The 20,735-nt window shown below is 74.6% G+C and carries 18 protein-coding genes; 10 read left to right on the forward strand and 8 right to left on the reverse strand.

Features of this window, described 5'->3' with window-relative positions; translation table 11 throughout:
• Nucleotides 1-141 precede the first annotated feature (141 nt).
• The gene (locus tag ABKW28_RS07255) at nt 142-873 is read right to left on the reverse strand and encodes an oxidoreductase (RefSeq protein ID WP_348607745.1); all 732 of its coding nucleotides are present in this window, start codon (nt 871-873) and stop codon (nt 142-144) included.
• 35 nt (nt 874-908) lie between these two features.
• Between ABKW28_RS07255 and ABKW28_RS07260 the strand changes: the two genes are divergently transcribed.
• The 10 genes from ABKW28_RS07260 (at nt 909) to ABKW28_RS07305 (ending at nt 10,635) form a co-directional block, all read left to right on the forward strand.
• Entirely contained in the window at nt 909-1,838 is a 930-nt protein-coding gene (locus ABKW28_RS07260) for a class I SAM-dependent methyltransferase (protein WP_348607748.1), read from the forward strand.
• Nucleotides 1,839-1,865: 27 nt separating this feature from the next.
• Entirely contained in the window at nt 1,866-2,999 is a 1,134-nt protein-coding gene (locus ABKW28_RS07265) for a histidine kinase (RefSeq protein WP_193669658.1), read from the forward strand.
• Nucleotides 2,996-3,751 carry a LytTR family DNA-binding domain-containing protein gene (locus ABKW28_RS07270; protein WP_348607751.1) on the forward strand — a complete coding sequence of 252 codons (756 nt, stop codon included), beginning with the start codon at nt 2,996-2,998 and terminating at the stop codon, nt 3,749-3,751. The genes ABKW28_RS07265 and ABKW28_RS07270 overlap by 4 nt, the downstream gene beginning before the upstream one ends.
• Nucleotides 3,752-3,794: 43 nt before the next feature.
• The gene (locus ABKW28_RS07275) at nt 3,795-4,208 is read left to right on the forward strand and encodes a hypothetical protein (protein ID WP_348607754.1); all 414 of its coding nucleotides are present in this window, start codon (nt 3,795-3,797) and stop codon (nt 4,206-4,208) included.
• Nucleotides 4,205-5,743, forward strand: a complete 1,539-nt coding sequence (locus ABKW28_RS07280) for a cation acetate symporter (RefSeq protein ID WP_204797184.1) — start codon at nt 4,205-4,207, stop codon at nt 5,741-5,743. The genes ABKW28_RS07275 and ABKW28_RS07280 overlap by 4 nt, the downstream gene beginning before the upstream one ends.
• Before the next feature lie 211 nt (nt 5,744-5,954).
• The gene (locus ABKW28_RS07285; protein WP_193669660.1) at nt 5,955-6,905 is read left to right on the forward strand and encodes a siderophore ABC transporter substrate-binding protein; all 951 of its coding nucleotides are present in this window, start codon (nt 5,955-5,957) and stop codon (nt 6,903-6,905) included.
• A 20-nt stretch (nt 6,906-6,925) separates the two neighbouring features.
• Nucleotides 6,926-7,960 carry an iron chelate uptake ABC transporter family permease subunit gene (locus ABKW28_RS07290; protein WP_204797185.1) on the forward strand — a complete coding sequence of 345 codons (1,035 nt, stop codon included), beginning with the start codon at nt 6,926-6,928 and terminating at the stop codon, nt 7,958-7,960.
• Nucleotides 7,950-8,963, forward strand: a complete 1,014-nt coding sequence (locus ABKW28_RS07295) for an iron chelate uptake ABC transporter family permease subunit (RefSeq protein WP_204797186.1) — start codon at nt 7,950-7,952, stop codon at nt 8,961-8,963. The genes ABKW28_RS07290 and ABKW28_RS07295 overlap by 11 nt, the downstream gene beginning before the upstream one ends.
• On the forward strand, nt 8,960-9,718 hold the full coding sequence (locus ABKW28_RS07300; RefSeq protein ID WP_193669661.1) for an ATP-binding cassette domain-containing protein: 759 nt from the start codon (nt 8,960-8,962) through the stop codon (nt 9,716-9,718). The genes ABKW28_RS07295 and ABKW28_RS07300 overlap by 4 nt, the downstream gene beginning before the upstream one ends.
• A 161-nt stretch (nt 9,719-9,879) precedes the next feature.
• Entirely contained in the window at nt 9,880-10,635 is a 756-nt protein-coding gene (locus ABKW28_RS07305; protein ID WP_348607757.1) for a fibronectin type III domain-containing protein, read from the forward strand.
• Here the strand turns inward: ABKW28_RS07305 and ABKW28_RS07310 are convergent.
• The 7 genes from ABKW28_RS07310 to ABKW28_RS07340 all read right to left on the reverse strand — a co-directional run bounded on the left by ABKW28_RS07310 (nt 10,614) and on the right by ABKW28_RS07340 (nt 20,642).
• Complete coding sequence (locus ABKW28_RS07310; protein ID WP_348607760.1) at nt 10,614-11,318, reverse strand: CbiX/SirB N-terminal domain-containing protein; 705 nt, start codon at nt 11,316-11,318, stop codon at nt 10,614-10,616. The genes ABKW28_RS07305 and ABKW28_RS07310 overlap by 22 nt on opposite strands.
• The gene (locus ABKW28_RS07315) at nt 11,315-12,439 is read right to left on the reverse strand and encodes a uroporphyrinogen-III synthase (protein ID WP_193669664.1); all 1,125 of its coding nucleotides are present in this window, start codon (nt 12,437-12,439) and stop codon (nt 11,315-11,317) included. The genes ABKW28_RS07310 and ABKW28_RS07315 overlap by 4 nt, the downstream gene beginning before the upstream one ends.
• A 59-nt stretch (nt 12,440-12,498) precedes the next feature.
• Nucleotides 12,499-12,882, reverse strand: coding sequence for a nitrite reductase small subunit NirD (gene nirD / locus ABKW28_RS07320; protein ID WP_348607763.1), 384 nt, complete (start codon nt 12,880-12,882; stop codon nt 12,499-12,501).
• Nucleotides 12,879-15,455 (reverse strand): nitrite reductase large subunit NirB, encoded by a 2,577-nt coding sequence (gene nirB / locus ABKW28_RS07325; protein ID WP_348607766.1) that lies wholly within the window; start codon nt 15,453-15,455, stop codon nt 12,879-12,881. Before nirB ends, nirD begins: the two co-directional genes overlap by 4 nt.
• Nucleotides 15,456-15,592: 137 nt before the next feature.
• Nucleotides 15,593-17,032 (reverse strand): FAD-dependent oxidoreductase, encoded by a 1,440-nt coding sequence (locus ABKW28_RS07330; RefSeq protein ID WP_348607769.1) that lies wholly within the window; start codon nt 17,030-17,032, stop codon nt 15,593-15,595.
• Nucleotides 17,029-19,131, reverse strand: coding sequence for a molybdopterin oxidoreductase family protein (locus ABKW28_RS07335; RefSeq protein WP_348607772.1), 2,103 nt, complete (start codon nt 19,129-19,131; stop codon nt 17,029-17,031). The genes ABKW28_RS07330 and ABKW28_RS07335 overlap by 4 nt, the downstream gene beginning before the upstream one ends.
• Nucleotides 19,131-20,642 (reverse strand): nitrate/nitrite transporter, encoded by a 1,512-nt coding sequence (locus ABKW28_RS07340; protein ID WP_348607775.1) that lies wholly within the window; start codon nt 20,640-20,642, stop codon nt 19,131-19,133. Before ABKW28_RS07340 ends, ABKW28_RS07335 begins: the two co-directional genes overlap by 1 nt.
• Nucleotides 20,643-20,735 lie beyond the last annotated feature (93 nt).

Raw genomic sequence — 20,735 nt, forward strand, 5'->3', positions numbered from 1 at the left:
CCGCCGGCATTCGCCGGCGGGGCGCCGGACCTGGCAAGGGTCGAGCAAGCGCCGCGGCCGAGGAACGAGGCCGCGACGCGCGTGTCGAGACACCGGTCGCCGGTGGGTCACACCGGCCCCCGGCCTCCAGCAAGAGAGGCCTCAGCCCTCCGCGGGCCGCCGCAACGGCGACGCCTCGGCGGCGGCGGCGTACGCCTCGGTGGCGTAGAGCAGCCAGGAGTGCACGCCGGCGTCGCCACCGGTGGCGTAGCCGCGCAGGTTCGACTCGTAGGCCTCGCGCAGCGCCAGGTGGCCGGCCTCGGGCACCACCAGCGACTTCTCGTCGACGCCGCGCGCGACCAGCACGAGACGCTCGGCGGCGCGGGCGACCAGGCCGTTGTGGGAGGCGAACGGGGCGGCGGTGGCCAGGTCGGCGTGCACCACCGCGGCCACCAGGAGCCCGGGCGAGCCGGCGCCGGAGGTGATCAGGTCGGCGAGGTCGCGCAGCCGGCCGGCCGACTCGGCGTCGCGGGGCCGGCCCCGCTGCTCGGCGGGCAGGCTCGAGGCGGACGCGAGGGCGTGCAGCCGGGCCAGCGCCTGCAGGGGCGAGCGGCCCAGCGTGGGCACCAGCGAGAGCAGCTCGGTCGACAGGCGCAGCGCGTCCTGGGCGACGGCGTCGCCCTCGCCGGCGCGCACCTGGGCCAGCGTCGAGGTCGAGCCCTCGAGCGTGGCGCTGGCGTGCGCACCGCGCAGCAGCGACTCCCCCGTGGTCTCGGGGCTGGTGCGCCGCAGCCCGCGGTCGCGCAGCACGACGTCGATGCCGTCGCGGGCGGCGGCCAGGCCGCTGGGCACACCCTCGAGCGACACCAGCCAGGACAACGGATCGGTGGTCACGGCGTCGAGGGTATCCAGCCGATACGCTCGACCCGATGAGTGACCTCCTCCCGCACGCGCGCTCCTTCGGGCAGGTGGCGTCGGCCTACGACCGGGGCCGGCCGACCTACCCGCGAGACGTCGCGGCCTGGCTGGGCGGCGGGGAGCAGCGCGGCGCCCTGACGGTGCTCGAGCTGGGCGCCGGCACCGGCCGGCTCACCGAGCAGCTCGTGGGTCTGGGCCACGTCGTGCACGCCACCGATCCCGACGAGCAGATGCTGGCCGTGCTGCGCGAGCGGCTGCCCGGGGTGCGCACCAGCCTCGCGGGCGCCGAGGAGCTGCCGGCGGCCGACCGCGGGTACGACGTCGTGGTCGCGGCGCAGTCCTTCCACTGGTTCGACCACGACCGGGCGCTGCCCGAGATCGCCCGTGTCCTCAAGCCCGGCGGGCACCTCTCCCTGGTCTGGCACCAGCGCGACGTGCGGATCCCGTGGGTGCGCAAGCTCGGCCGCATCCTGGGCCCCGAGCACCCGCTCGAGGAGCTGACCCGCCCGCTGGCCGACAGCGACCTCTTCGACGACGCCGAGGAGCACACCGCCAAGCACTGGCAGGTCCTCGACCGCGAGTCGATCCTCGACTACGTCTGCTCGCTGTCGAGCGTCTCGACCCTCGAGGCGCCCGAGCGCGAGCGGCTGCTCACCGACGTGCTGGCGCTCTACGACGACTACGGCCGCGGCATGGACGGCATGCAGCTGCCCTACCTGACCTCCTGTTTCCGGGCCCGGGTCCGCCCCCTGGCCGCCCCGGCCCCGGCGCACGAGCCCGGTCGGCACCCCGGGCGCACCCTCGACGACACCCAGCAGTCGGACCCGCCGTGGACGGTCACCACCGGCAGCATCCCCCGGGTGGAGGACGAGGTCACCAAGGCACCCTGGCCCTCGGTCGGCGACGACGACACCTCGATGCTGCTCATCGACTTCCGATGAGCAGGGGCTGAGCGGCGAGGTCCCGCGGTGGCACGCCTGCCGCGCCCGTGGCGGCGTACGCACCTGGGCTCCGACGCCGACCGCGCCACGTTCCGCACCCTGCACACCGCCTCGCTGGCGGCCCCGGCCCTGCGCGCCGGGCTGACCCGCGACAGCGCCGAGCGCTCCGTCAAGCACCTGCACGCGCTGCTGGGCTCGCCCGCCATCGCGTTGAGCGACACCGCCGACCTGCTGGCCTGGGACGGCGCCGGGCAGCACCACGCCGGGCAGGTGCCGGGCCTGGCCACCGAGGCGCTGGCGCGCAGCGGCACCCAGGTGGTGGCGCGCCGCGAGCTGCCGTGCGCCGAGGGCCAGCAGGGCTCCTGCCCGGTGCGGGCAGCGGTGATCAGCCCGCTGGTGGTCGAGGACCGGGTGATCGGCACCCTGCAGGTCTTCGGCCCCTTCGCCTCCGCCGGGCTGGTGCGCGCGGCCGACGAGGTGGCCCGCTGGGTCTCGGGCCAGCTCGAGCTCGCCGAGCTCGACACCTCGCGCACCCGGTTGATGGAGGCGGAGGTGCGGGCGCTGCGGGCCCAGATCAGCCCGCACTTCGTCTACAACTCCCTCGGGGCGATCGCCAGCTTCGTGCGCACCGACCCCGACCGGGCGCGCGAGCTGCTGCTGGAGTTCGCCGACTTCACCCGCTACTCCTTCCGCCGCCACGGCGAGTTCACCACCCTGGCCGAGGAGCTGCGCTCCGTGGAGCGCTACCTGCTGCTCGAGCAGGCCCGCTTCGGCGACCGGCTGCGCGTGACCCTCTCGGTGGCCCCCGAGGTGCTCAGCGTCGCCGTTCCCTTCCTCTGCATCCAGCCGTTGGTCGAGAATGCGGTGCGGCACGGCCTGGAGTCCGCCGAGGGCGGCGGGCACATCAGGATCGTGGCCATCGACCAGGGGCAGGAGTGCGTGATCGAGGTGGAGGACGACGGCGCCGGGGAGGACCCCGAGCACATCCGGCGGGTGCTCGCGGGCGACCAGTCGCTCGACTCGGTGGGCCTGGGCAACGTCGACGGCCGGCTGCGCGCGGTCTACGGCGACGACCACGGGTTGGTCGTCGAGACCGCGCCCGGCGCCGGCACCAAGGTCGTGGTGCGGCTGCCGAAGTTCGCCCCGGGGGTCCACGCGTGAGCAGCGGGTCGCGGATGCGGGTGCTGGTCGTCGACGACGAGCGCCCCGCCCTCGACGAGCTGGCCTACCTGCTGCAGCGCGACGAGCGGGTCGGGGAGGTGCTGACCTGCGACTCGGCCACGGACGCCCTGCGGGTGCTGCAGGAGCAGGAGGTCGACGCCCTCTTCCTCGACATCCAGATGCCCGGGCTGAACGGCCTCGAGCTCGCCCAGGTGCTCACCCGCTTCCGGCAGCCGCCGGCGATCGTCTTCGTCACCGCCCACGAGGGCCATGCCGTCGACGCCTTCGACCTGCAGGCCGTCGACTACGTGCTCAAGCCGGTGCGGGCCGAGCGGCTCGCCGAGGCCGTACGCCGCGTGGGCGGCGGCGACGTGCGACCCGTGGGCGAGCAGGACCTCCAGATCCCCGTCGAGCTCGGCGGGGTGACCCGCTTCGTGCACCGCTCCGAGCTGACCCACGTCGAGGCCCACGGCGACTACGTGCGCCTGCACACCGCCGGCGGCTCCCACCTGGTGCGCGCCGCCCTGTCGACCCTGGAGGAGGAGTGGGCGCCCGCCGGGTTCGTGCGCATCCACCGCTCGCTGCTGGTGGCGCTGGCCCACGTCCAGGAGGTGCGGATGGACGCCGGACGCTGCTCGGTCGTGGTCAGCGGCCCCGGAGGTCCTGGCGGCGGGCCGGGGGTCGAGCTGGGCGTCAGCCGGCGCCACACCCGCCAGCTGCGCGACCTGCTGCTGCGCCGGGGCCAGTCGTGAGCACGCAGCCGGTCGTGGGCGCGGGTCCCGTCGGGGGGCGCAGGTGAACGAGCCGCCGGCCCGGGTGCGGGTCACCGGCCCGCCGAGGCGGCGTACGCCGCTGGCGCGCACCCGCGAGGTCGACGCCGAGACCCCGCTGGGCGCGGTCTACCTGGGATCGCTGCTGCGCGAGCAGCTGTGGCTGGCGGTGCGCACCCTGGTGGCGCTGGGCCTGGGGCTGGGCCTGGTGCCGGTGCTCTTCCTGCTGGTGCCGGGGCTGACCGACGTGCAGGTGCTGGGGCTGCCCCTGGCCTGGCTGCTGCTCGGGGTGCTGGCCTACCCGTTCCTGGTGCTGCTGGGCTGGCGCTACCTGCGGCGCGCCGAGGGCAACGAGGACGCCTTCGTGGAGCTGATGGAGGCCGGGCGCGCCCCCGGACCGACCCCCGGCCCGACCCCCGAGCGCAGGCGGCGGCGGTGAGCCCCGGCCTCGGCGCCGCCCCGGGCATCGTCGCGCTGGTCCTGGTCAGCGTGGCCACCCTCGCGATCGGCACCTACGGCCTGCGGTTCTCGCGCACCACCAGCGACTTCATGGTCGCCTCGCGCACGGTGCGCCCGCGGATGAACGCCTCGGCGATCAGCGGGGAGTACCTCTCGGCGGCCTCGTTCCTCGGCGTCGCCGGGCTGCTGCTGACCTTCGGCGCCGACATGCTCTGGTACCCCGTGGGCTGGACCGCCGGCTACCTGGTGCTCCTGACGCTTGTGGCGGCCCCGCTGCGCCGCTCGGGCGCCTACACGCTGCCGGACTTCGCCGAGGCCCGCCTCGACTCGCAGGCGGTGCGCCGGGCCTGCTCGCTGCTGGTCGTGGCGATCGGCTGGCTCTACCTGCTGCCGCAGTTCCACGGCGCCGGCATCACCCTGGCCAGCGCCGTCGGCGGCCCCACCTGGCTGGGCTCGCTGGTCGTGGGATCGGTGGTGCTGATCAACGTCATCAGCGGCGGGATGCGCTCGATCACGCTGGTCCAGGCCTTCCAGTACTGGCTCAAGCTGACCGCGCTGCTGGTCCCGGCCGCCGTGCTCCTCGTGGTGTGGGCCGGCGACGGACGCCCCGGCCCCGCCGCCGGCTCGTCGGAGCCCGGCGGGTCGCTGTCGTGGTCGAGCCCCCTGGCCGAGTCGGGGTCGATGGGGCTCTACCTGACCTACTCGCTGATCGTGGCCACGTTCCTGGGCACCATGGGCCTGCCGCACGTGGTGGTGCGCTTCTACACCAACCCCGACGGCCGCGCCGCGCGGCGTACGACGCTGGTGGTGCTGGTGCTGATCGGCGTCTTCTACATGGTGCCGCCGGTCTACGGCGCGCTCGGGCGCGTGTACGCCGCCGAGCTGGCCGCCAGCGGCCGCTCCGACGTGCTGGTGCTCGAGCTGCCGCGGCTGATGCTGCCCGGCCTCGGCGGCGACGTGCTGACCGGGCTGGTCGTGGGCGGCGCCTTCGCGGCGTTCCTGTCGACGTCGTCGGGGCTGGCCATCGCGGTGGCCGGGGTGCTGAGCCAGGACGTCACCGGGCGCACCTACGCCGGCCGGCGCCTGGGCGGGGTCGCGGCCTTCCGGGTCGGTGCGGTGCTGGCGGTGGTGGTGCCGGCGACGGTCTCGCTCACGGAGTCGCAGGTGGGGGTGGCCACGACCGTGGGGCTGGCCTTCGCGGTCTCGGCCTCGACCTTCTGCCCGCTGCTGCTGCTGGGCATCTGGTGGCGCGGGCTCACCGCCGCCGGCGCGCTGGCCGGCCTGGCCGCCGGCGGCCTCGGCTCGGGCCTGGCCGCGGTGCTCACGCTCTTCCCCGGGTGGGCCGACGGGTGGGTCGAGGTGCTGCTGCGGCGTCCGGCGGCGTGGAGCGTGCCGCTGTCGTTCCTGGTGATGGTGGCCGTCAGCCGCGCCACCCGCGGCCGAGCCCCCCTGCACGTGCGCCGCTTCATGGTGCGCCTGCACACCCCCGAGGCGCTCGACCTCGACCGGGGCTGACTCCCGCCCGCCAGCCCTTCCCGGGTCGTGGTCCGGGTCGTGGTCCGGGTCGTGCTCCCTGGCCGCGCCATACCGCGTCCGCAGGCACACGACCCGAGCCACGACCCAGGCCACGACCCGATTCGTCCGGCAACCGGGACCCGCGAGCACGACCGGCGTCGTTAAGGCTAGCCTTACTAAGGTAAGCCTCACCTCTTAGACGGAGTACTCGATGACCCTGCGCCGCCCCCGACCGACCTCGGTCGCCCTCGTCGCCCTCGCCCTGCCCAGCGCCCTCGTCCTGACCGCCTGCGGCAGCGACGACACGACCGCGACCGACACGGGCGCCGCCACTGTCACCGTCGAGACCGCGCAGGGGCCCGTCGAGGTGCCGCGCGAGCCCGAGACGGTCATCACCTACGACATCGGCGTGCTCGACACCATCGACACCCTGGGCGGCGAGGTCGCCGGCGTGCCCGAGTTCGCGATGCCCGACTACCTCTCGGCCTACTCCGACGCCCCGGTCGTCGGCAGCCTCTTCGAGCCCGACTTCGAGGCGGTCGCCGAGATCGACCCCGACCTGATCATCGTGACCGGCCGCAGCCTCGAGGCGATGCCCGACCTCGAGGAGATCGCCCCGACCATCGACCTGTCGACCGACGAGGCCGACTACCTGGGCTCGGTCGAGCGCAACGTGCGCTCCCTGGCCACCATCATCGGCGAGGAGGACGCCGCCGAGGACGCCCTGGCCGACCTCCAGGCCGACGTCGAGGAGACCCGCGCCGCAGGCTCCGAGGCCGGCACCGGGCTGATCGTGATGACCTCCGCCGGCGAGGTGTCGGCGTACGGCGCCGGCTCGCGCTTCGGCCTGGTGCACGACGTGCTCGGCGTCGAGCCGGCCGTCGACATCGACTCGGCCACCCACGGCGAGCCGGTGTCGTTCGAGTTCGTCGCCGAGGCCGACCCCGACTGGCTGTTCGTCGTCGACCGCGACGTCGCCATCGGCGAGACCTCCGGCGAGTCGGCCGAGCAGGTGCTCGACAACGACCTGGTCGCGCGCACCACCGCTTGGTCGCAGGACCAGGTCGTCCAGCTCGACCCGATGGCCTGGTACATCGTCAGCGGCGGTCTGACCGCCACCGCCACGATGGTCTCCGACGTGGCCGACGGGCTCGCGTCCTGAACGCAGCACCCGGCTCGGTGGTGACCGCCACGACCCCCTCGCCCCCACCGGCCCCGAGCCCCGCCGTACGCCGCGCGCGCCGGGGCCGGTGGGGTGCCGCGGCGCCGCTGCTGCTCGGCGCCTCGGTGGTCGCGGCCCTGGCCCTGCTCAGCCTCTTCGTAGGCGTCAGCGACGTCTCCCCCGCCGCGCTGCTGCGCGGTGACTCCGACGCGTGGGAGCTGGTCGCGGTCAGCCGCGGCCCGCGCACCACCGCGCTGGTCCTGGCCGGGGTCTCGCTGTCGATCGCGGGCCTGATCATGCAGGTGCTGGTGCGCAACCGCTTCGTCGACCCGAGCACCGCCGGCACCGTCGACTCCGCCACGCTCGGGCTGGTCGTGGTGATGCTCTACGCGCCGGGGCTGCCGTTGATCGCCAAGGCCGGGGTGGCCAGCGTCTTCGCTCTCGCCGGCACCGGCGTCTTCCTGGCGCTGCTGAGCCGGATGCCGCTGCGCTCGCCCGTCATGGTGCCGCTGGTCGGCCTGATGTTCGGCGGCGTGGTCGGCGCGGCCTCCTCGTTCGTGGCCTACCGCTTCGACCTGGTGCAGTCGCTGCTCGCCTGGACCACCGCCGACTTCTCCGGCATCCTCCGCGGTCGCTACGAGCTGCTCTGGGTGGCCGGGGTGCTGGCCGTGGTCGCATGGGTGGTGGCCGACCGGTTCACCATCGCCGGGCTGGGCGCCGAGGTCGCCACCGGCCTGGGCGTCGACCACCGCCGGGTACTGATGACCGGGCTGGTGGTGGTGGCGCTGGTCAGCGCAGTGGTCGTGACCACGGCCGGCGTCATCCCGTTCCTGGGCCTGGTCGTGCCCAACGTGGTGCGGCTCTTCCTGGGCGACCACGTGCGGCGCAGCATCCCGTGGGTCGCGCTGGTCGGCGCCGGCTTCGTGCTGGTCTGCGATGTGCTGGGCCGGACCCTGCGCCACCCCTACGAGATCCCGCTGGGCGTCGTCGTCGGCGTCGTGGGCAGCGTCGTGTTCCTCGTGCTGCTGCTGAAGGGATCGTCCCGTGTCGGTTGAGACCGCGCCCGCGGCGGCGTACGCCGCTGCCCCGCGCGACGACTCGGAGCGCCGCGCCCGGCTGCTCACCGGGTTCAGCGTGCTGGCCGCGCTCGTCGTCTGCGCGGTGTTCGTGCTCTGGGACCTGCCGAGCGCGTGGGAGTACGTGCTCGAGCTGCGCGCCCGCAAGGTCGCGGCGCTGGCACTGGTCGCGGTCGCCGTGGCGGTCTCGACGGTGCTCTTCCAGACCGTCACGGCCAACACGATCCTGACGCCGGGGATCATGGGCTTCGACGCGCTGCACCTGCTCATCGCCACCCTGGTGGTCTTCACGGTCGGCTCCGGCGCCAACGCCGTCACCAGCGCCGACGGCGCCCGGGCCCTGTGGGCGCTCGAGACCACGCTGATGGTCGTCGTGGTGGCGCTGCTGAGCCAGTGGCTGTTCGTCGGGGCGCGGCGCGACCTGCACGTGCTGGTGCTCGTGGGCATCGTCGTGGGCACCCTCTTCCGCTCCGTCACCAGCCTGCTGCAGCGGATGCTCGACCCCACGCAGTTCGCGGTGCTGCAGGACTCCTTCTTCGCCTCCTTCAACACCGTCGACGAGACCCTGCTCGGGCTCTCCGCCATCGCGGTCGGGCTCACCCTGGCGGCCGTCTTCCGCCTGCGGGCGACCCTTGACGTGCTGGCGCTGGGCCGCGAGGTCGCGACCAGCCTGGGCGTCGACCACCGCCGCACGGTGATGGGCGTGCTGGTGGCCGTCGCCGTGCTCGTCTCGGTCTCCACCGCCCTGGTCGGGCCGATCACGTTCTTCGGGCTGCTCGTGGCCCACCTGGCCTACCGGGTCGTGGGCCACCGGCACCGCCACAGCCTGCCCACCGCCGCAGCCCTCGCCGTGGTCACGCTGGTGCTGGGCCAGCTGCTCCTCGAACGCGTCTTCTCCTACGCCACCGGGCTGTCGATCATCATCGACTTCGCCGGCGGCGTGCTCTTCCTCGCCCTGGTCCTCAGGAGGTCCCGCCGGTGATCACCGTCCGCTCGCTGACCAAGCAGTACGACGACACCGCGGTCGTCGACGACGTCACCCTCGACCTCGCGGGGCCCGGCGTCACGGCGCTGATCGGACCCAACGGGGCCGGCAAGTCGACGCTGCTCTCGGTGGTCGCCCGGCTGCTCTCCGCCGAGCGCGGCACCGTGCACGTGGGCGGGCGCGACGTGCACCGCACCGGCTCGCGCGAGCTGGCCACGGTGCTGGCGGTGCTGCGCCAGGAGCACGACCTGGCGGCCCGGCTGACCGTGCGCGACCTGGTCATGTTCGGCCGGTTCCCGCACTCGCGGGGCCGACCCACCAGCCACGACGTCGCGGTGGTCGAGGAGGTGCTGTCGCGCCTCGAGCTCGGTGGGCTCTCGCACCGCTTCCTCGACCAGCTCTCCGGCGGGCAGCGCCAGCGGGCGTTCATCGCGATGGCCCTGGCCCAGCAGACCGAGTACCTCCTGCTCGACGAGCCGCTCAACAACCTCGACCTCGCGCACGCGGTGGCGATCATGCGGATGCTGCGCACCGCCGCCGACACCCTCGGCACCCGCGTGGTCGTGGTGCTGCACGACATCAACTTCGCCTCGCGCTGGGCCGACGAGATCGTCGCCATGGCCGGCGGACGGGTGGTGGCCCAGGGCCCGCCCGCCGAGGTCATCACCCCCGAGGTGCTGCACGGTCTCTACGGCGTCGACGTGCACGTCGAGACGGTGCGCGGGCACCGGGTGGCGGTCCACTACGGCTGAGTCGTGGTCCGGGTCGTGGCTCGGGTCGTGGCTCGGGTCGTGGCCCGTGGACGCGGTCTGGCGCGTCCGGGGACACACGACCCAGACCACGACCGAAACCACGACCGGAACCACGACCGGAACCACGACCCAGGACACGACCTTGGTGCGAGGATGACGCCGTGCCCTCCCGGACCCTCCCCGCCGCCCTGCTGCTGTGCGTCACCGCGCCCGCGCTCACCCTGCTCGGCCTCGTCGCGGCCAGCCCCGTCGCCGCCAGCCCCGCCGTCGCGGCGCAGGAGGAACCACCCGCCGACACCACTCCCCCGCAGATCGACCTCGACCCGTGCTTCGGGTCGGAGCCGTGCCAGCGCCAGGCGGCGTACGTCGCGGGGTGGCTCGACGAGGGCGACGACCTGGCCGTGCTGGGCGCGCTCCTCGACGGCGAGCCGGTGGCCGAGCGGGTCTACGACGACGGGTCGGGGTTCGAGCCGCACGGCTGGTTCCACGCGCCCGGCCAGGACGTGGTCTACGAGGTGGACTACGCGATGGTGGTCGGTGTGCCGCAGGGCGAGCACCAGGTGACCTTCTACGCGCGCGACCTGGCCGGCAACGAGACCTCGCGCACCACGACGGTGGTCGGTGCCGAGCCCCCGGGGCGCCCCGGCGAGCTGCGCGCCCCCGAGCGGCCGCGCCGCGGCGGCTTCGTCCTGCGCTGGGCCGACGCCGAGCAGAACGGCTCGTACGTGCACCGCTACCGCGTGCAGCACGGCCGGGAGGACAGGTGGACGGTGGGTGGCGTCCCGTCGACCCCGGACACCCGCCTGGCGTGGTTCGGCCTGGAGCCGGGCTGGCACACGTTCCGGATCCGCGCGACGAACGGCGTCGGGGAGGGCCGCGCGACGCGGCTCCGCGTCTACCTGCACCGCCCCGGCTGAGACCCCGCCTCCCCCAGCAGGGCGCGAGCGCGCTCCACGACGAGGTCGACCACCAGCGGGTGCTCCCCCAGCACGTCGGCGCAGGAGCCCGCACCGGCGGTCTCGGCCATCTCGCGCACCTTCCGCGAGAACAACCCCGGCGAGAGCAGGTACGCCGAGACCGCGTCCCCCGGCCGGACGACCTCCTCGGGCCGTCGTCCGTAGCCCGAGAGCGTGGTCAGCCGCACCCGCCCGCCCCACTGCTGGCCCAGCAGCCGGGTGGCGCCGCGCAGGTCGCGCCAGGCGCGCAGGTCGGTGGAGCCGGCCGCGACCATCACCAGCGGCGCCCCGGGTTCGGCGCCGGCCTCGACCAGCCGGTCGACCTGGGCACGGGCCAGCAGCGGGTCGGGACCGAGCGGGCGCCCGAGCGCGACCGGCACCCCGGCCGGCGCGCCCGCACAGGCCTGCGGCAGGTCCTGCCGCACGTGGAAGCCGGTCGAGAGCAGCAGCGGCACCACCGCGGCCGGCCCGTGCAGGCTCGCCACGACGTCGGCGAGCAGCGGCTCGCTCAGCTCGACGTACGCCGCCGTCGCGGGCACGCCGAGCCGCTCGGCCGCCGCGGCCGTCAGGCGTCGCGCGGTCTCGTTGCCGCCGGCGCGGCGGGTGCCGTGCGCGACCGTGACGAGGCGGGGCGCACGACTCACGCATCCACCGCCAGGCGGTAGCCGCGCTTGACCACCGTCTGGACGGCGCGGGTGCCGAGAGCGGCCCGAAGGCGCGCCACGGCCATCTCGACCGCGTGCTCCGACCCGGCCGTGCCACTGGGCAGCATGGCCAGGAGGGCGCGGCGCGAGACGACGTTGCCCGGGTTGGCCACGAGGGCCTGCAGCACCGAGGCGGGTGCGGGCGAGAGCCGCACCTCGGCGCCGTCGAGGAGCACGTTGTCCCCGTGCAGCAGCAGCTGGTGCCCACCGACCAGCTCGACGGCCAGGCCGGAGCGGCGCGAGGGCAGCTCGCTGGCCAGCAGCTTGACCATCGCGACCAGCCGGGAGCGCTCGGGGTAGACGGTGGGCACGCCCCACAGCTCGAAGGCCGCTGCGGTGACCGGGCCGACGCACACAGCGAGCACGTCGGCCTGGAAGGCGCTGACCACGTCGTCGCGCCGCCCCACCGAGGCGGCGGCGTCGAGCAGCGCCGCGACCGCGGGCGCGGCGGTGAAGGTGACGGCCTGTACGTCGCCGTCGGCGATCTCGTCGACCAGCCGGAACATGGGCGTGGGGTCCTCGGCGCCCACCACGCGGTAGACGGTCACCACGTCGACGACGGCGCCCTGGCGGCGCAGGGCGTGCGCGACCATGGAGAGCGACTGGCCGTGCTCCTGCACCACGATCCGCCGGCCCGCCAGGTCCCGCCCGCGCAGGTGGTCGAGCACGTCCTCGAAGAGTTCCGACTCCGGCGCCCACAGCTCGCGCAGGCCGGCGCCGCGCAGCGCGCCCACGCTCTTGGGCCCGCGGGCCAGGATCTCGGCCGGGCGCAGGGCGTCGAGGAGCTCCTCGCGCAGCCCCCAGGACTCTGCCGCGCGCAGCCAGGCCTTCATGCCGACCCCGGTCGTGGCCAGGAACAGGTCGGGCGGCTGGGCGACCACCGCCTCGGTCGCCCGGCGCAGCGCCGCGTCGTCGACGCGGGTGGGGTCGTTCGAGAGCGCCGGGGCCCAGACGACCTCGGCGCCGCGACGCTCGATGAGGGCGATCTGCTCCTCGACCTTGCGCGAGGCCGTGACTCCGATCCGGAAGCCGTCGAGGCTCCCGCCACCGGACTCGTCCATCTCCTCGGCCCTCCCGTCGGCGTCCGGTCCGACGCCTGGTGCCAGGGCCTTCCCGGGGGTCACAGCGTGCACTCGGGCCGCCGCCCGCCCACCTGGACCTCTCCGCCGACGAGACGGACGTCGTAGGCGGCGGCCCCCAGGGTGGGGTCGTCGAGGCACCGGCCGTCGCGCAGCGCGTAGTGCTCCTTGTGCAGCGGCGAGGCCACGAACACCTCGTCACCGCGTGTGCCGATGATCCCACGCGAGAGCACGGAGGCCCCGGTCACCGGGTCGATGTTGGACAGCGCGTGCACCTGGTCGTCGTGCGTGCGGAAGATCGCGACCGCCTCGCCGCGCACCAGGGCCGGCACACCGGCCTCACGGGCCAGGGAGGCGAGGGCACAGACCGGCACCCAGTCCACCGCCTCGGGCGGGCGCTCCTCGTGGGGAACCGCGGCGCTCATGCCGGCGCCCCCACCGGGATCGTGGCCCCCAGGTCGACCGGCCCCGAGGGCACGATCTGGTCGCGTGCCGTGCCGAACGACACGGCCGGGTCGGGGGTCTCGGGCGCGTTGACGAACGACACGAAGCGGGCCAGCTTGTCGGGGTCGTCGAGCACCGCCGACCACTCGTCGACGTACGTCGCGACGTGGCGCGCCATCGCCGCCTCGAGCTCGCTGCCGAGGCCGAGCACGTCGTCGACGACGACCTCGCGCAGCCGGTCGAGCCCGCCCTCCAGCGAGTCGAGCCAGGGCGCCGTGCGCTGGAGACGGTCGGCGGTGCGCACGTAGTACATGAGGTAGCGGTCGAGGTAGCGCACCAGCGTCTCGTCGTCGAGGTCGCCGGCCAGCAGCCGGGCGTGGGCCGGCGAGGCACCGCCGTTGCCGCCGACGTAGAGGTTCCAGCCCTTCTCGGTGGCGATCACGCCGAAGTCCTTCGACCGGGCCTCCGCGCACTCGCGGGCGCACCCCGAGACGCCGCCCTTGAGCTTGTGCGGCGACCGCAGGCCCCGGTAGCGCAGCTCGAGGTCGATGGCCATCTGCACGGAGTCCTGCACCCCGAAGCGGCACCACGTCGAGCCGACGCACGACTTCACCGTGCGCAGCGACTTGCCGTAGGCGTGCCCCGACTCGAAGCCGGCGTCGACGAGCCGGCGCCAGATCACCGGCAGCTCCTCGACGCGGGCACCGAAGAGGTCGATGCGCTGGCCACCCGTGATCTTGGTGTAGAGCCCGTGGTCGCGGGCGACCTCGCCGATCACGATGAGCTTGTCGGGGGTGATCTCGCCGCCCGGGATCCGCGGCACCACCGAGTAGCTGCCGTTGCGCTGGATGTTGGCCAGGAACGCGTCATTGGTGTCCTGCAGCACCGCGCGCTGCCCGCCGAGCACGTGCTCGTTCACCAGGCTGGCCAGCACGGAGGCGACGGTCGGCTTGCACACGTCGCAGCCGCGGCCGGTGCCGTGGGCCTGCACGACCTCGTCGAACCCGCGGTAGCCGTGGATGGCGATGACGTCGAAGAGCTCGGCGCGCGAGAGCGCGAAGTGCTCGCACAGGGCCCGGCTGACCTCGCGCCCCTGGGCGGCGAAGTGGTCCTCGACGAGCGCCTTGACGGTGCCGACGCAGGAGCCGCAGGTGCTGCCCGCACCGGTGCACGCCTTCAGCCCCGCGACGTCCTCGCAGTGGTGCTCGACGCCGTCGGGACCCGGGTGTGCCACGTCGAGCCGCTCGAGGAGCGTGGCCTTGGTGACGTTGTTGCAGGAGCAGACCTGGGCCTCGGGCGGCAGCGCGGCCACGCCGGTGGCGCCCCCGCCGCGCCCGGGGGGCAGGATCAGCTCCTCGGGGTTGTCGGGCAGGTCGATGCCGCTGGCGACCATCGGCCGCAGCACGCCGTACGCCGACGCGTCGCCGACGAGGATCCCGCCGAGCAGCCGCCGCCCGTCGTCGCTGACGACGAGCTTCTTGTAGAGCCCCGCGACCGCGTCGGCGAAGACAAGCTCGAGGGCGCCCTCGGTGGTGGCGAAGGCGTCGCCGAAGGAGGCGACGTCGACCCCCAGCAGCTTGAGCTTGGTGGACATGTCGGCGCCCGCGAAGCGCCCCGGCCCGCCGAGCAGGGCGTCGACGACCACCTCGGCCATGTCGTAGCCCGGGGCGACCAGCCCGTACATCCGGCCGCCGGGCGCGGCGCACTCGCCGACCGCCCAGACCCGTTCGTCGCTGCTGCGGCACTGCTCGTCGACCAGCACGCCACCACGCTCGGCCACCTCGAGGCCGGCGGCGCGGGCCAACGAGTCGCGGGGCCGGACACCGGCCGAGAACACCACGACCTGGGCATCGACACGCTCGCCCCCCGCCAGCGCGAGACCGTCGACACGGCCGGCGCCGGTCACCGACTCGGTGGCGACACCGGTGTGCACGCGCACCCCCAGCCCCTCGACGTGGCGCACCAGCGTGGCGCCGGCGGTCTCGTCGAGCTGCACCGGCATCAGCCGCGGCGCCATCTCGACGACGTGGGTCTCCAGGCCGAGCTGGACCAGCGCGTTGGCCGCCTCCAGCCCCAGCAGCCCGCCGCCGACCACGACCCCGGCCGTCGCCGACCGGGAGGCCTCCCTGATCGCGTCGAGGTCCTCGATGGTGCGGTAGACGAAGCAGCCGTCGAGGTCGCGCCCCGGCACCGGCGGCACGAACGGCGCCGCCCCGGTGGCCAGGACCAGCTGGTCGTAGGCAAGCACCCGCCCGTCGGAGAGCCGGACCGTGCGGGCGGCCCGGTCGAGGGCGGTGACCTCGGTGCCGAGCAGCAGCTCGACCGCCGGGTCGTCGTAGCACCCGGAGGGCAGCAGGGAGAGCTCTTCGGGGCCCGACGCCGCGAAGTACGACGTGAGCGCCACCCGGTCGTAGGCCGGGCGCGGCTCCTGGCCCACCACGACCACGTCGTGGGTGGCGGTCAGGCCGCGCTCGACCGCGGCCTGCACGAGGCGGTGGCCGACCATGCCGTGGCCGACCACGACCAGGCGCGGGCGGAGGGTGGTGCTCGTCATCGGTTCTCCCTCACTTGGTGCAGTGCTCGGAACGGAGCTCGGACCGGGGCTCGGACCGGGGCTCGGGTGGTGCGGGACTGCCTGACCAGGCTGGGCCGGCGAGGTTGCCCCGCGGTGACCTCGTCGATGACGTCGTGTCACTTTGTCCGCACGACCTCACAGGCCGGTTCGGCCGCGGTGGTGCCGACCAGCTGCGCGCAGGTCGCGGTGCACGACCCGCAGCCGGTGGTGGCCCGGGTCTGCTCGCGCGCCTCCTGGAGGTCGGCGCAGCCCCGCAGCCGGCCGGCGCTCACACCGGCGCAGGCGCAGACCTCGACGTCGTCGGGCAGGGCGGTCGCGGTGGGCGCCGCGGCACCCCGCTCGGGCAGCAGCAGCTGGCCCGGCTCGTGGGGGCCGAGCACCGTGCCGCGGTCGTAGTGCTGGGTGATCAGGCCGACGCGCGACAGGTCGCCGACCAGGGCGGCGGCCACCACGACGCCGCCGCGCACCACCAGCCGCGAGTGCTTGCCGACCACGGGGTTGGTGACCTCGACGACCTCTCCTGCGGCCCCGACGGGGTCGCCGAGCACCGCCACGTCGAGACCGGTGGCCCGCAGCCTGGCGACCCCCCGCGACCCTGCGTGGGCGACGTCCTCGCCGCACAACCGGCGTGCCAGCACCGCGGCCTGGTCCCAGGCCGGGGGGACGAAGCCGGTGGTGGTGCCGCGGTGCTCGGCGCAGTCGCCGATCGCGTGCACGGCAGGGTCCGTCGGGGAGGTGAGGTGGTCGTCGACCACGACGCCGCGACGCACGGCCAGCCCCGCGGCCCGCGCCAGCGAGGTCGACGGGCGCCCGCCAGCGGTGAGCACGACCAGGTCGGTGTCGAGCACGGCGCCGTTGTCGAGGCGCACGCCGGTGACGCCCTCGCCCGAGGCCGGCTCGACCAGCCGGACGGCGCGCGCCCCGGTGTAGACCGTGGTGCCGAGCCGGCGCAGGCTGCGTGCCAGCACCTGTCCGGCTCCGGCGCCGACCTGTCGGGAGAGCAGGTGCTCGGCGCCCTCGACGACCTCGGTGGACACCCCGCGCACCGAGAGCGCCCGGGCCACCTGCAGCCCCAGCAGTCCACCGCCCACGACCACCGCCCGACGGGCGCCAGGCACGGCGTCGACCAGCCCGTCGCAGTCGGCGAGCGAGCGGAAGGCGTGCACCGACGGGTGCAGCCGCCCCTCGGGCGTGACCAGCCCGCGCACGGGGGGCAACGTGGGCAGCGACCCGGTGGCCAGCACCAGCCGGTCGAAGGGCACCACGGTGCCGTCGACGAGCATCACGTCGCGGTGCTCACGGTCGACGGCGAGCACCTTGGTCCCCAGGCGCAGGTCGATGCCGTGCTCGGCGTACCACTCCGCTCTGCGCAGCCCGATCGCCCCGGCGGCGTGGGTGCCCTCGAGCACCGCCGAGAGCAGGATGCGGTTGTACGCCGGCACCGGCTCGTCACCCAGGACGGTGACCCGTCCGGCGTACGCGCCGGCGACCAGCTGCTCGACCAGCCGGGTGCAGGCCATCCCGTGGCCCACCACCACGAGACGCTCGCGGCTCACGCGGCACCCACCCGGGCCGCGCAGACCTTGAACTCCGGCATCCGGCTGGCCGGGTCGAGCGCGTCGTTGGTCAGCCGGTTGACCCCGAGCCAGTGGAACGGCACGAAGACGGTGTCGGGCCGGATCGTGTCGACGACCCGGGCGGGGGCGCGCAGGGTGCCACGGCGGGTCCCGACCTCGACGAGCATCCGGTCGGCGACCCCGAGCCGGGCCGCGAGCTGCGGGTGCATCTCGACGAACGGGCCCGGGTCGGGCAGCGCGGCGATCCGCCGGGTCTGCGCGCCGGACTGGTACTGGGCCAGCACCCGCCCCGTGGTCAGGTGCAGCGGGTAGTCCGCGTCGGGCGGCTCGGCCGGCCCCCGGTGGTCGACGGCGTGGAAGCGGGCGCGGCCGTCCGGCGTCTCGAAGCGCTCGGAGAAGAGCCGGGGTGTGCCGGGGTGCGCTGCGCCCTCGGTCGCCGGGCACGGCCAGAAGACGCCGTGCTCGGCCTCGATGCGGGCGTAGGTGATGCCGCTGTAGTCGGCGACGCCACCCGCCGAGGCCCGCCCGAGCTCGGCGAAGACCTCCTCGGGGTCGGTCGACAGCGGCACCGGCGAGCCCAGCCGCTGAGCGAGCCCGGCCATCACGTCGAGGTCGGAGCGCACGCCCTCGGGCACCGGCACCGCCTGGCGGCGCAGCACCACCCGTCCCTCGAGGTTCGTCATCGTGCCCGTCTCCTCGGCCCACTGCGTCACCGGCAGCACCACGTCTGCCAGCGCCGCGGTCTCCGAGAGCACCAGGTCGCAGACCACCAGCAGGTCGAGGGCCTCGAGCCGCTCGGTCACCCGGGTGGCCCGGGGGGCCGAGACCACGATGTTGGAACCCATCACCAGCAGCGCCCGGGGACCGGTCGGGGTCCCCAGCGCGTCGAGCATCTCGTACGCCGAGCGGCCGCGCCCCGGGATGGCGCCGGGGTCCACTCCCCAGACCCGCGCCACGTGGGCGCGCGCCTCGGGGTCGTCGATCATCCGGTAGCCGGGCAGCTGGTCGGCCTTCTGGCCGTGCTCGCGCCCGCCCTGCCCGTTGCCCTGGCCGGTCAGGCAGCCGTAGCCGGCGTGCGGGCGACCCGGCATGCCCAGCGCCAGGGCGACGTTGATCCAGGCCAGCACGGTGTCGGACCCCTGGGCGTGCTGCTCGGCGCCGCGGGCGGTGAGCACCACGACGCGACCGGAGCCCGCGAGCAGCTCGACCAGGGCCTGCTGCTCGGCGACCGCGACGCCGCTGACCCGCTCGACGCGCTCGGGCCACCAGCCGGCGACCGACTCGGCGACCGCGTCCCACCCCCGTGTGCGCTCCTCGACGTACGCCGCGTCGACGGGGCCGCCGGCCACCAGCAGGTGCAGCACCCCCAGCGCCAGCGCCAGGTCACCCCCGGGAACCGGCTGCACCAGCACGTCGGCGTGCGCAGCGGTCGGGGTGCGCCGCGGGTCGACCACCACGACCTGCCCGCCCCGCTCGCGCAGCCGGTCGAGGTGGCGTGCGGCAGGCGGCATGGTCTCGGCGAGGTTCGAGCCGACCAGGACCACGACGTCGGCCTGCTCGACGTCGGCGAGCGGGAAGGGCAGTCCTCGGTCGATGCCGAAGGTGCGGGTGGCGGCCGAGGCCGCCGAGCTCATGCACCAGCGCCCGTTGTAGTCGATCTGGCTGGTCCCGATCGCGACCCGGGCCAGCTTGCCCAGCTGGTAGGCCTTCTCGTTGGTCAGACCGCCACCGCCGAAGACCCCGATCGCGTCGGCGCCGTGGTCCTCGCGCAGGACCGAGAGCCGGGCGGCGACCAGGTCGAGCGCCTCGTCCCAGGAGGCCGCGCGCAGCTCGCCGGTGGCCCGGTCCCGCAGCAGCGGGGTGGTCAGCCGCTCGCGGCTGCCGCTCAGCCCGCCGGCCGTCCACCCCTTGCGGCACAGCGCCCCCTCGTTGACCGGGAACTCCGCCCACGGCTGCACCTCCAGGCGCGCCCCGCCCCGGCCGGAGCCGGTCAGGGTCATGCCGCACTGCAGCGAGCAGTAGGGGCAGTGGGTCCTTGTGCCCTGCGGGCCTGGTGGCGGGGGCGCGGTGCCGGTCATCAGGCGCGGGCGGCCGCGAGCGGTGCGGTGGGACGGATGTAGACCGACCAGGTCACCAGCGCGCAGAGCACGTAGTAGGTGATGAACAGCACGAAGGCGGTCTTGACCGCCGCGAGCGGGTCGGCGATCCAGGGGGCGCCGAACATCATCGGGATCAGGAAGCCCCCGATCGCACCGGCCGCGCCGATGATGCCGACCGCCGCCGAGGACTCCTTGGTGGCGCGCAGCAGTGCGCTGCGGTGCTCGGGCGTGCCCGTCTCGGTGCCCGCGGCGTGCTGGTGGCGCCAGATGGTGGGGATCATCCGGTAGGCAGACCCGTTGCCGACGCCGGTGGCGGCGAAGACGCACAGGAAGAAGGCCAGGAAGAGCGGGAACCACGACGAGTTCGCGTCGGCCACCGCCAGGTCGCCGGCCGGGTTGGCCACCACCTGGCTCAACGTCCACAGCACCGCACACGTGGAGGCGATCATCGCCACGAAGGCGGCCAGGGTCACCCGGGCCCCGCCGAAGCGGTCGGCGAGCCAACCGCCGAAGGGGCGGGTGAACGAGCCGACGAGTGCGCCGAGGAAGGCGTAGAACACGAAGTTGATGCCGCCGGTGACGGCACCGGTGGACGGGTCGACCACCGAGAAGTTCACCTTGATCAGCAGCGGCATCGCCGCGGAGTAGCCGATGAAGGAGCCGAAGGTGCCGATGTAGAGGAAGCTCATCACCCACGTCTGGGGGCGCCGGAGCACCGCCGCGCTCTCCCTGCTCGAGCCGGTGGCGGTGCCGAGGTTGTCCCTGTAGAAGTACGCGCCCAGTGCGGCCGCCACAGCCAGGGCGACGTAGACCCAGCCGGCCCGCTCGAGGTGGATGCCCCCCTCGGCGGCCTTCACCAGCCCGAACACACCGGCCGCCCCCACGATGACGGGCAGCGCGAACTGGATGACGGCCACGCCGATGTTGCCGCCTGCGGCGTTGAGACCGAGCGCGGCCCCCTTCTTGTCGGAGGGGTAGAAGGCGTTGATGTTGGCCATCGAGGACGCGAAGTTGCCACCACCCAGGCCCGCGGTGGCCGCGATCAGCACCATCACCCAGTACGGCGTGCCGGTGCGCTGGACGGCCACCACGAACAGGACGGTGGGCACCAGCAGCAGCAGCGCGCTGGCCACGGTCCAGTTGCGTCCGCCGAAGCGGGGGACGGCGAAGGTGTAGGGGATCCGGATCAGCGCGCCGACCAGGTTGGGGGCGGCGACCAGGAAGAACAGCTGCTGGGGGCTGTAGCCGAAGCGGCTGCCGAGCATGGCCGCGGACACGCTCCAGATCAGCCACACCGAGAAGCCCAGGTGCTCGGCGAAGATCGACCAGCCGAGGTTGCGACGGGCGACCTGCTTGCCGCCGCCCTCCCAGAAGTCCTGCTCCTCCGGGCGCCAGTCGTCGATCCAGCGCCGGGTGCGGCGTGGCGGCGGGGCGCAGGGCGGGCTGGCTGCCGGTGCAGCGGCGGCGGGTGTGGGCTGCAGGGTGGTCATGGCGGTTCTCCTCGGAGGAGCACGGGACGGGTGCGCGCCGACCAGTCGGTGACCGGCGTGCCGCCAGCCTCCCGAGCCCAGGTTTCAGCCCGC

Origin of the sequence: Nocardioides sp. 31GB23, from assembly GCF_040012395.1 — a bacterium.
Lineage (GTDB): Bacteria > Actinomycetota > Actinomycetes > Propionibacteriales > Nocardioidaceae > Nocardioides > Nocardioides salarius.